Source organism: Chitinophaga sp. (assembly GCF_035538455.1).
In the GTDB taxonomy this organism is placed as follows: Bacteria; Bacteroidota; Bacteroidia; order Chitinophagales; family Chitinophagaceae; genus Chitinophaga.
The window spans coordinates 1-8519 of sequence record NZ_DATLKJ010000220.1 but is presented as its reverse complement, the minus strand read 5'-3'; the positions used below and the strand labels follow the sequence as shown (position 1 = coordinate 8519).

Annotated in this window: 10 protein-coding genes; all 10 read right to left on the bottom strand. The window is 44.5% G+C overall.

All coding sequences use genetic code 11. The annotated features are described in order from the left end of the window. Nucleotides 1-891, bottom strand: an 891-nt coding sequence (locus tag VM802_RS26145; protein ID WP_325536271.1) for a DEAD/DEAH box helicase, incomplete at its 3' end; no start/stop codon positions are given. 122 nt (nucleotides 892-1013) lie between these two features. Next, nucleotides 1014-2321, bottom strand: coding sequence for a 30S ribosomal protein S12 methylthiotransferase RimO (gene rimO, locus VM802_RS26140; protein ID WP_325536269.1), 1308 nt, complete (start codon nucleotides 2319-2321; stop codon nucleotides 1014-1016). A 225-nt stretch (nucleotides 2322-2546) separates the two neighbouring features. Beyond that, nucleotides 2547-3431, bottom strand: coding sequence for a cupin-like domain-containing protein (locus VM802_RS26135; protein ID WP_325536267.1), 885 nt, complete (start codon nucleotides 3429-3431; stop codon nucleotides 2547-2549). A 214-nt stretch (nucleotides 3432-3645) separates the two neighbouring features. Continuing rightward, nucleotides 3646-4608 carry a signal recognition particle-docking protein FtsY gene (ftsY, locus tag VM802_RS26130; protein WP_325536265.1) on the bottom strand — a complete coding sequence of 321 codons (963 nt, stop codon included), beginning with the start codon at nucleotides 4606-4608 and terminating at the stop codon, nucleotides 3646-3648. Between the two features lie 584 nt (nucleotides 4609-5192). After that, a complete protein-coding gene (locus VM802_RS26125) occupies nucleotides 5193-5363 on the bottom strand; it encodes a DUF4295 domain-containing protein (protein WP_325536263.1) in 171 nt (56 codons plus the stop codon). 70 nt (nucleotides 5364-5433) lie between these two features. Further along, the gene (rpmG, locus tag VM802_RS26120; RefSeq protein ID WP_325536261.1) at nucleotides 5434-5616 is read right to left on the bottom strand and encodes a 50S ribosomal protein L33; all 183 of its coding nucleotides are present in this window, start codon (nucleotides 5614-5616) and stop codon (nucleotides 5434-5436) included. Nucleotides 5617-5646: 30 nt separating this feature from the next. Further along, nucleotides 5647-5883, bottom strand: a complete 237-nt coding sequence (gene rpmB, locus VM802_RS26115) for a 50S ribosomal protein L28 (protein WP_325536259.1) — start codon at nucleotides 5881-5883, stop codon at nucleotides 5647-5649. Between the two features lie 192 nt (nucleotides 5884-6075). Further along, a complete protein-coding gene (locus tag VM802_RS26110; protein ID WP_325536257.1) occupies nucleotides 6076-6663 on the bottom strand; it encodes a carboxymuconolactone decarboxylase family protein in 588 nt (195 codons plus the stop codon). 110 nt (nucleotides 6664-6773) lie between these two features. Continuing rightward, nucleotides 6774-7328: a redoxin domain-containing protein gene (locus VM802_RS26105; protein WP_325536255.1), complete on the bottom strand. Its 555-nt coding sequence runs from the start codon at nucleotides 7326-7328 to the stop codon at nucleotides 6774-6776. A 415-nt stretch (nucleotides 7329-7743) separates the two neighbouring features. Next, nucleotides 7744-8481 (bottom strand): serine hydrolase, encoded by a 738-nt coding sequence (locus VM802_RS26100; protein WP_325536273.1) that lies wholly within the window; start codon nucleotides 8479-8481, stop codon nucleotides 7744-7746. Nucleotides 8482-8519: the final 38 nt, after the last annotated feature.

The following is an 8519-nucleotide window of genomic DNA, read 5'->3' as shown; positions in this document are numbered from 1 at the left end:
TACCAGCACCTGCAATGCTTTTTCGCGGAAACGTTTCATCACTTTATCACGCTGCTGCTGGGTAAGGTCGCCATGCAGGGCGTCGGCATTATAACCATCCTTAATCAGTGACTCAGCTATTTCCTGTGATTCTATTTTGGTACGGGTGAAGATGATACCGAAGATATCAGGATTGAAATCCACAATGCGTTTCAGCGCAGCGTATTTATCACGCGGACGTACCACGTAGTATTCATGTTCGATGTTGGCATTACCGCTGTTCTTTGTACCAACGGTCAGCTCAAACGGATCTTCCATGTATTTCTTGGCAATACGACGAACCTCCTGTGGCATCGTTGCAGAGAACAGCCAGGTAGTTTTTTCTTCAGGCGTATTGGAAAGGATACTGTTGATGTCTTCCTGGAATCCCATGTTCAGCATTTCATCTGCTTCATCCAGTACGGCATAACGAACGTTTTCAAAATTGATGGCGCCACGGTCAATAATGTCCAGCAGACGGCCCGGAGTGGCCACTACAATATGTACCCCTCTTTTCAGGTCGCGCAGCTGCTGTACAATGCTGGAACCGCCATATACGGCCACAATACTTACATCACCAAGGTATTTGCTGAAATTTTTCAGGTCATTCGTAATCTGCAGACACAGTTCACGGGTGGGGCATAGGATCAGACCCTGCGGCTTGTTAACCTTCAGATCCAGCTGCTGCAATAAAGGGAGGCCAAATGCAGCCGTCTTACCGGTGCCCGTCTGGGCCAGTCCCACGAAGTCGCGGTCTCCACTTAACAATACGGGGATTGCCTGTTCCTGGATCGGTGTTGGGGAAACGAAACCCAGGTCCGTAATTCCCTTCAAAATGGACTCTTGTAAGCCCAGAGATTCAAATGTTGTCATTGATTTGCATTAATCAGGCTCCGTCGGGAGCCTTACGTATAGCCATAGGCGTTAGGCCACGGCTGTTAAAAATATTTTTAAGATCTTAGGCTGAAAGCAAAAAACTTCCGGCTGACGGCTCTTTAAACTACTTCCCCTTCCAGGTCGTAGTCAAATGCTTTGGTGATACGGACATTAACAAACTCCCCGGGTTTAAGGCGCTTGCTGGTATTGATGATCACCTCATTATCCACTTCCACGGAATCAAACTCCGTGCGCGCAAGATAACGTCCTGCTTCTTTTTTATCTACTATTACCCTATATACTTTTCCTACCCGTTCCTGGTTTTTCTCCAGGGATATTTCCTGCTGCACTTCCATGATTTCCTGTGCTCTTCTTTCTTTCTCTTCTGCCGGCACATTATCCTCCAGCTGGTAAGCACTGGTTCCTTCTTCATGGCTGTAGGTAAATACTCCTACACGGTCAAAGCGCATCCTTTCCAGGAATCCTTTCAGTTCTTCTACATCATCTTCAGTTTCACCCGGAAACCCTGCAATCAGCGTAGTACGCAGACAAATGCCAGGCACTTTTGCCCTGATGGCATGCACGAGGTCTTCAATCTCCTCACGGGTTATCTGGCGCTTCATCGCTTTCAGCATAGCATTGGATGCATGCTGCAACGGCATATCCAGATAATTGCAAATGTTCGGGAACTCATTCATTACATCCAGGATCTCCATCGGGAACTTGGTAGGATATGCATAATGTAAGCGAATCCATTCCAGTCCTTCCACACCTGCCAGCGCCCGCATCAGGTCTGCCAGGCGGCGTTCTTTATAAAGATCCAGACCATAATAGGTAAGCTCCTGCGCAATGAGCATGATCTCCTTTACACCGAAACGCACCAGCTTCTCTGCCTCTTTCACCAATTCCTCAATAGGCTTGGAAACGTGCCCGCCACGCATCAGAGGAATCGCACAGAATGAACAGGTACGGTTACACCCCTCAGCTATCTTCAGGTATGCATAGTGGGATGGAGTGCTCAGCAAACGTTCTCCCACCAGTTCAGCTTTGTAATCAGCATCAAATTTTTTCAGGATCAGCGGCAGTTCCATCGTACCAAACCAGGCATCCACTCCGCCAATTTCGGCTTCCAGATCACCACGGTAACGCTCGCTCAGGCAACCGGTAACATATACTTTATCCAGTTTGCCGCGCTGCTTCAGTTCCACCTGCTCCAGGATAGTATTGATAGATTCCTCTTTGGCTTTATCAATAAACCCACAGGTGTTCACCACCACAATATTATGGTCCCGTTTGGTGCTTTCATGAACTACATCAATCTCATTAGCCATGAGCTGTCCGCTCAGAACTTCTGAGTCGACCATGTTCTTGGAGCATCCAAGCGTAATAATGTTAACCTTATCTTTCTTTAAAGTTTTCGTCTTCAAGGGCGAATGTTTTAGAGCTCGCGGTTCATCTTTGTTTTGAGCCGCTTACCGCCACGAAGACACACAGACACTGATAGAATAAAACAGCAGACTTACTGTATGTGACTTTGAGTCTTAGTGGGGGTTGATTCAGGAAGGTGCAAAGGTATGAAAATAAATGATAATTATGAAATTAAAAGAAAAAGCGGCTGCGGGAAGTGTACCGCAACCGCTTTGATAATCAATTTATCCCTGCAGGGTGAGCAGCGCTTTGTCTGCCCGCTGCTGTGCCAATTTACGTTTGTAATGATACCACCATTCGGGCGCCAGCTTGATCAGCAGGTTGTTCATCCCCCTCAGGCCAACGATATGATAAAGGCCGTTGAGCTTCCCCGTGATAGTCTGATCCAACGCACGGAGGCTCATGGCAAAGCCACCGTCCAGATACTCCATATGATGCCAGTAACCAGCAGGCATAAACATCGTATCACCATGGTTGAGGATAGCTGTATAACCTCTGGCATACTCCAGCGCAGGGAAACGCTCCGTGTCAAGGTTCTCATGCCAGTTAACAAAGCTGGCGGCGCTTTCTACCGTAAAAGGCATGCGGTAGATGAAAGGCGATTGTTTATTCTCCAGTAAAAGCACCCGCTTACGGCCCAGGAACTGGGTGTGGAAAATATGGGAGAGATCTATGTCGTAGTGCATATGCGCTACCGATCCGGCCCCACCCACAAAGAGCATCGGGTATTTCTTCAGAAATCCCTTCATAAAAGGGTCCGGCCATACAACGTCTTCGGCCAGCTGTGGTGCGTGTTGAAAAATGTTGAATAAAAAGATCCTAAGCTCAACAGGGCCTTTACGGATCATGTCAATGTACTCACCAAAAGTGATGTAATCATCCGCGCCGTTTACCAGGGTTTTGGCCCCTGCACGCTGGTTGTTATATACACCTACTTGCTTTTCTCCAACAATTGATTTGAAATAATCCCAGGTCCATTTTTCATAAGCCGGCCAGTTCTTGCTGAGCCCACCTGCCGCGATAATTACAGGTTTACGTGGTTCATAGTAGTTTTTGCGGAATTCTTCTGGCGTAATCTTGTCAACTCGGTCTATGTTTGCAATATTCATAACTACGAATTGTTAAAGGAATGAAGATACAATAATCCAAATCCAAATGTAACGAATGCAGAGCTATAATCTTATAAATTAAGAGAAAGTGCCATCAGGTGAAAAAAATCCGGACCTCGTAAGGAAGCCCGGGCATAAGCATTCGTTTATTTAAAGTAAAATATCAAGTAGGTTTTGTTTATAATCTCAAACAATTATCACTAACGGTTATAAATCAGCTATTTAGACTAAACAAAGAATCTACAAAAGCCTCTTTATTAAATACCTGCAGATCTTCCATCTTCTCCCCGATTCCAATGTACTTTACCGGTATCTTAAACTGGTTAGCTATGGCAAGTACCACGCCACCTTTTGCTGTTCCGTCCAGTTTGGTGATAGCAAGAGAAGTTACTTCTGTAGCAGCCGTAAACTGACGCGCCTGCTCCACCGCGTTTTGTCCAGTTGAACCGTCCAGCACCAACAGTACTTCATGCGGTGCGTCAGGGATCACTTTCTTCATAACACGCTTGATCTTGCTCAGCTCGTCCATCAGGTGCAGCTTATTGTGCAAACGGCCCGCCGTATCGATAATAATCACATCCACATCCTTAGAAACACCACTCTGTACAGTATCAAATGCAACCGCTCCGGGGTCTGAACCCATCTGCTGCTTCACAATGGGAACCCCCACCCTCTCACTCCAGATAGTCAGCTGATCTACCGCTGCTGCCCGGAATGTATCTGCAGCACCCAGCAGTACAGATTTTCCCGCTTTCTTATAGTTATAGGCCAGCTTCCCAATGGTCGTAGTTTTACCCACACCATTTACTCCCACCACCATAATCACATAAGGCTTCTTATCCGCCGGCGTCTCAAAATCACGAAAACCACTATCAGGCGCATCCACAAGAATAGTTGAAATTTCCTCCTGCAATATCCTGTTCAACTCACTGGTTCCCAGATATTTATCCTTAGCTACACGTTGCTCGATACGGTCAATGATCTTCACAGTAGTATCTACGCCCACATCAGCCGATACAAGGGCATCCTCCAGGTTATCCAGTACTTCCGTATCAACGGTAGACTTACCGGCGATGGCTCGTCCAATTTTACCCAGAAAGCTTTCTTTGGTTTTCTGTAAACCCTGATCCAGACTTTCCTTCTTTTCCCTGGAAAACAGCTTGCTAAAAAAATTCATAATTCGTTCAAATTGGGTCAGGAATCCACCGATTCCATTTTTGAGTAATCCGGCACAGAAACAACGCCGTCAATAAAACAAGTGCTAAAATACAACTTTGGACTATGATTTATGTGATTTGTATGATTATACTGATGAGTTGAGATTAAAACAGGGCTCCCTTTTTTGTTGAATACCGCTTACCAATAGGAGACGAACGAAGGTATAATATAAAATATAATAAGTACTTTATTTCCAGTAAGATTAGCAGTTCGGTCCAGGAATCACCACATCGGCAGAACACTCCCGCATCAAGTCCGCCTACACTCCGGTATTCCAATACTGATCAAGGCTGCAGGGTAATCATATCTTCCGGGAAACATCACCAGGTCTGGTATAATACATTAAATATCAATCATTCCCGTCAAACTTCATCAGATCATAAAACCTGCCTCATCAACATACTCACTCATCTTCACTCATCAACATACGCTTTTATCTTCACACATCAGGACAATCACTCAAATCATCAATAATCATAGTCCCCAAACACAAAAAGCTGTCCTTTAACAGGACAGCTTTTCAGTATTATTAGTAAAGCCGAATTACTTTTGGTTAATGTGCTCCTGCACTTTATCCTTATGCACGATAGCCTCTTTAAAAGTATAGGCACCGGTTTTAGGAGAACGCACCGCCCTAATCACTTTAGTCCATACTTTCGCTTCTGCGGCTGCTTTTGCGTCTTTCTTGATCGCGGTTTTTGCTGCTTTTGCCATTTTATTATATTGTTTTTATGGTCTAATGGCTATATGGCTGGTATGCTTAACAGCCATTCACCATCAACAATTATTTAATTTCTTTATGAACAGTTACTTTCCTCATTATAGGATTGAACTTCTTCAACTCCAGACGCTCAGGAGTGTTCTTCTTATTCTTAGTAGAGATATAACGGGATGTACCAGGAAGACCAGAAGTTTTATGTTCTGTACATTCCAGGATCACCTGTACCCTATTACCTTTTTTTGCCATTGTGTATTACAATTAAGTGAGTCCTTAGAATTAAATTTCCGTACCAGCTGCACGCAATTCTTTGACTACTGCATACAAACCTTTCTTGTTGATGGTTCTTAAACCGTCAGCAGATACTTTTAAAGATATCCATTTGTTTTCTTCCGCCAGGAAAAAACGTTTTTTCTGCAGGTTAGGCAGAAACCTTCTCTTTGTCTTGATATTGGAGAAGGAAACATGGTGACCTGTAATCGGCTTCTTTCCTGTCACCTGACATACTCTTGCCATGATCTTAAAATTTTGGAATGCAAAAGTCCAATTTTTTTATGGATTTTGCAAATATTATTAATTGAATTTATTAACAAAGTGGATAAATCATGCCCCAAAGGACACCACCTAACTAATAAGCACAATGCAAAAATAATGATAATCAATTAATTATCGGACAAATTTTCATCTGTCGCCTGTAAAACATTTTTTTTATAACAACACCACAAGACTACGCAAAACAGCTCCAAGACGAACAGCATCCAATATACGCTGCTGATCAGTGCCATGTTTTATCAGGGCTTCTTCATGAGAAGTAACGCACATCTCACAGCCATTTAACGCAGATACCACCAGGCTCAGTAATTCAAAAAACTCTTTCCCCGTTACCGGGTTAGCCATAATACTCATACGGATACCTGCCGGCGTAGCCGTATAAAATTCCTTATCCACAAAATGCCTGAAACGGTAAAATACATTATTGGCGTTCATCAGAGAAGTACAGCTGATCACTTCAGCAATCTCCTTCTCCGTTGCTCCTTCCTGCTGCGCCAGCTTCTCCAGCGACTCCTGCAAAGCGGCGTGTTTTTCATTCACCGCCACGGCCACCCCTATCAGATAGGCTTCCTTTTTTGTCAAAGTAGCAGCCCCCAGGGAGTTGGTCACATTTATTTTTACATCTTTCAGATAACGGGCATCAGCATTCACAAGCGATTGCAGGCGCGCCGAAACCGGAGCCCCGTTCAGACCCACCGCCTCCAGCAGCTGAACTGCCGTATCCTGATTAGTTGTTGCGAACATATGAGTAAAAGTTTTTCCATGAGACACCTATTGCCCGGCTTTCAACTGCTAGCTGCATAAACCGGACAATAAGTGCCCCGGATGGGAAATGATAATAAAATCAGATTGAATTAAACTGCAAGTGTAGCCTCACCCTTATTCCAGTTGCAAGGGCACAGCTCATCTGTCTGCAGTGCATCCAGCACACGCAGTACTTCTTTTACGCTACGGCCTACAGACAAGTCGTACAGGGAAACCCAACGTACAATACCTTGAGGGTCTACAATGTAAGTGGCACGGTAAGCAACTTTCTCGTTAACTTCCAGGATACCCAGCTCAGTAGCAAGGGATTTGGAAGTGTCAGCCAACATAGGGAATTTCAGATCGCGCAGATCTTCATGATCTCTCCTCCAGGCAGCGTGTACAAACTCGCTGTCAGTAGAAGCACCGATCAGTACAGCATCGCGGTCAACAAAATCCTGTGCATGTTTGTTGAACTCAGCAATCTCTGTAGGGCAAACAAAGGTGAAATCCTTAGGCCACCAGAACATTACCATCCACTTGCCGGAACCTTTCAGCTCCTCAGAAGACAGCTCGTAAAACTCCTTGCCTTTCTCGATAGATACTACTGCCGTTTTTTTGAATTCGGGAAACTCTGACCCTACGGATAAAATAACATTTTTCATAATACAATATCAATTTTTGATTTACAGTCTAGCGTATGTTTTAATTGCCGGCGCAAAGATCACTTTACCTTCATTATTAATCAAATAGATTTTTAGAATGCGACATTGAGATTCTCTATATATGTACGTTTTCAGGGCTTTCTGGGGTAGACGCTGAGCTGGCATCTATATAATCAAAAAAAATTTCCGGGACTTAACATTTTAATGGTATTTCTGTAACATTTTGGCACGTTATTTAGTTATATAGTCGTGAAATTCTTATTAGCATGGATATGAAAAAGAAATACGTTTTATTAGTGGTTATTACGATTGGACTAGCTTTGATTCCGTTTATCAAAAACAGCATCATCAAACAGGATGAATTTGACGCTACCAGAGATCTGTTCATCTAGTGTTTAGCAGGTCCAATGTGGATTTAAAACTGCCCCACCCCGGGGTCAGGGTTCCATTTGCTGTCAGGTTCGTAATACTGCCACAGAATCGCTCCAACTTTCCGTAACAGTTGCCACGCTTCGTTATCCCTGCTCCAGCGCTGATCCACATTATTTTTGGTAGCAATACAATACACATAGTCGCCATGCGGCGCATTCACCATGATCACCTCCGATCTGGATTCATCTACTGCTCCGTTCTTACTGGCCGTACGTACATAAGGCGGCACCATCAGCAAGCCCTCGGTATCCCAGTAATTACGGGTAAGATTGCGGTACATGCGCTCACTGGCGGCTTTACTCACCACCTCCCCCCTGAATATCATCTCCATCAGTCCGGCCATCTCTTTCGGAGTCGTCTGCCCCCACCCAAAACGCTTCCTGTCCGCCTCCCTCCCAGGTGTTCTTGAATTCACACGGGTATATTCAAATCCATTTCCCTGCAACCACTGATTAATCTGTATACCACCACCTGCAAGCTTCTGTAACCACAAACTGGCCGTATTGTCGCTCATCGTCAACATCAGCATCATCACCTTATCGAGGTAAATCTTCTCACTATCCTTAAATGATCCCAATATGTCCTCTCCTTCATACAGTAACGAATCCCTGTAAGTAAGCAACTGCCTGTATTGCAGCTCACCCCCCTTTATCTTGTTAAAAACTTCGGCCAGGATAGTCATTTTGATCATACTGGCAGTCGGAAATAACGAATCTGCAATACAGGCAGTTGCTTACTTACAGGGATTCGTTACTGTAT

What these genes read in the sequence shown, in the direction of transcription:
- VM802_RS26135 (WP_325536267.1), bottom strand. Translation starts at nt 3,431, where the DNA reads ATGAATATTGCAAACATAGACCGAGTTGACAAGATTACGCCAGAAGAA.
- ftsY (WP_325536265.1), bottom strand. Translation starts at nt 4,608, where the DNA reads ATGAATTTTTTTAGCAAGCTGTTTTCCAGGGAAAAGAAGGAAAGTCTG.
- VM802_RS26125 (WP_325536263.1), bottom strand. Translation starts at nt 5,363, where the DNA reads ATGGCAAAAGCAGCAAAAACCGCGATCAAGAAAGACGCAAAAGCAGCC.
- rpmG (WP_325536261.1), bottom strand. Translation starts at nt 5,616, where the DNA reads ATGGCAAAAAAAGGTAATAGGGTACAGGTGATCCTGGAATGTACAGAA.
- rpmB (WP_325536259.1), bottom strand. Translation starts at nt 5,883, where the DNA reads ATGGCAAGAGTATGTCAGGTGACAGGAAAGAAGCCGATTACAGGTCAC.
- VM802_RS26110 (WP_325536257.1), bottom strand. Translation starts at nt 6,663, where the DNA reads ATGTTCGCAACAACTAATCAGGATACGGCAGTTCAGCTGCTGGAGGCG.
- VM802_RS26105 (WP_325536255.1), bottom strand. Translation starts at nt 7,328, where the DNA reads ATGAAAAATGTTATTTTATCCGTAGGGTCAGAGTTTCCCGAATTCAAA.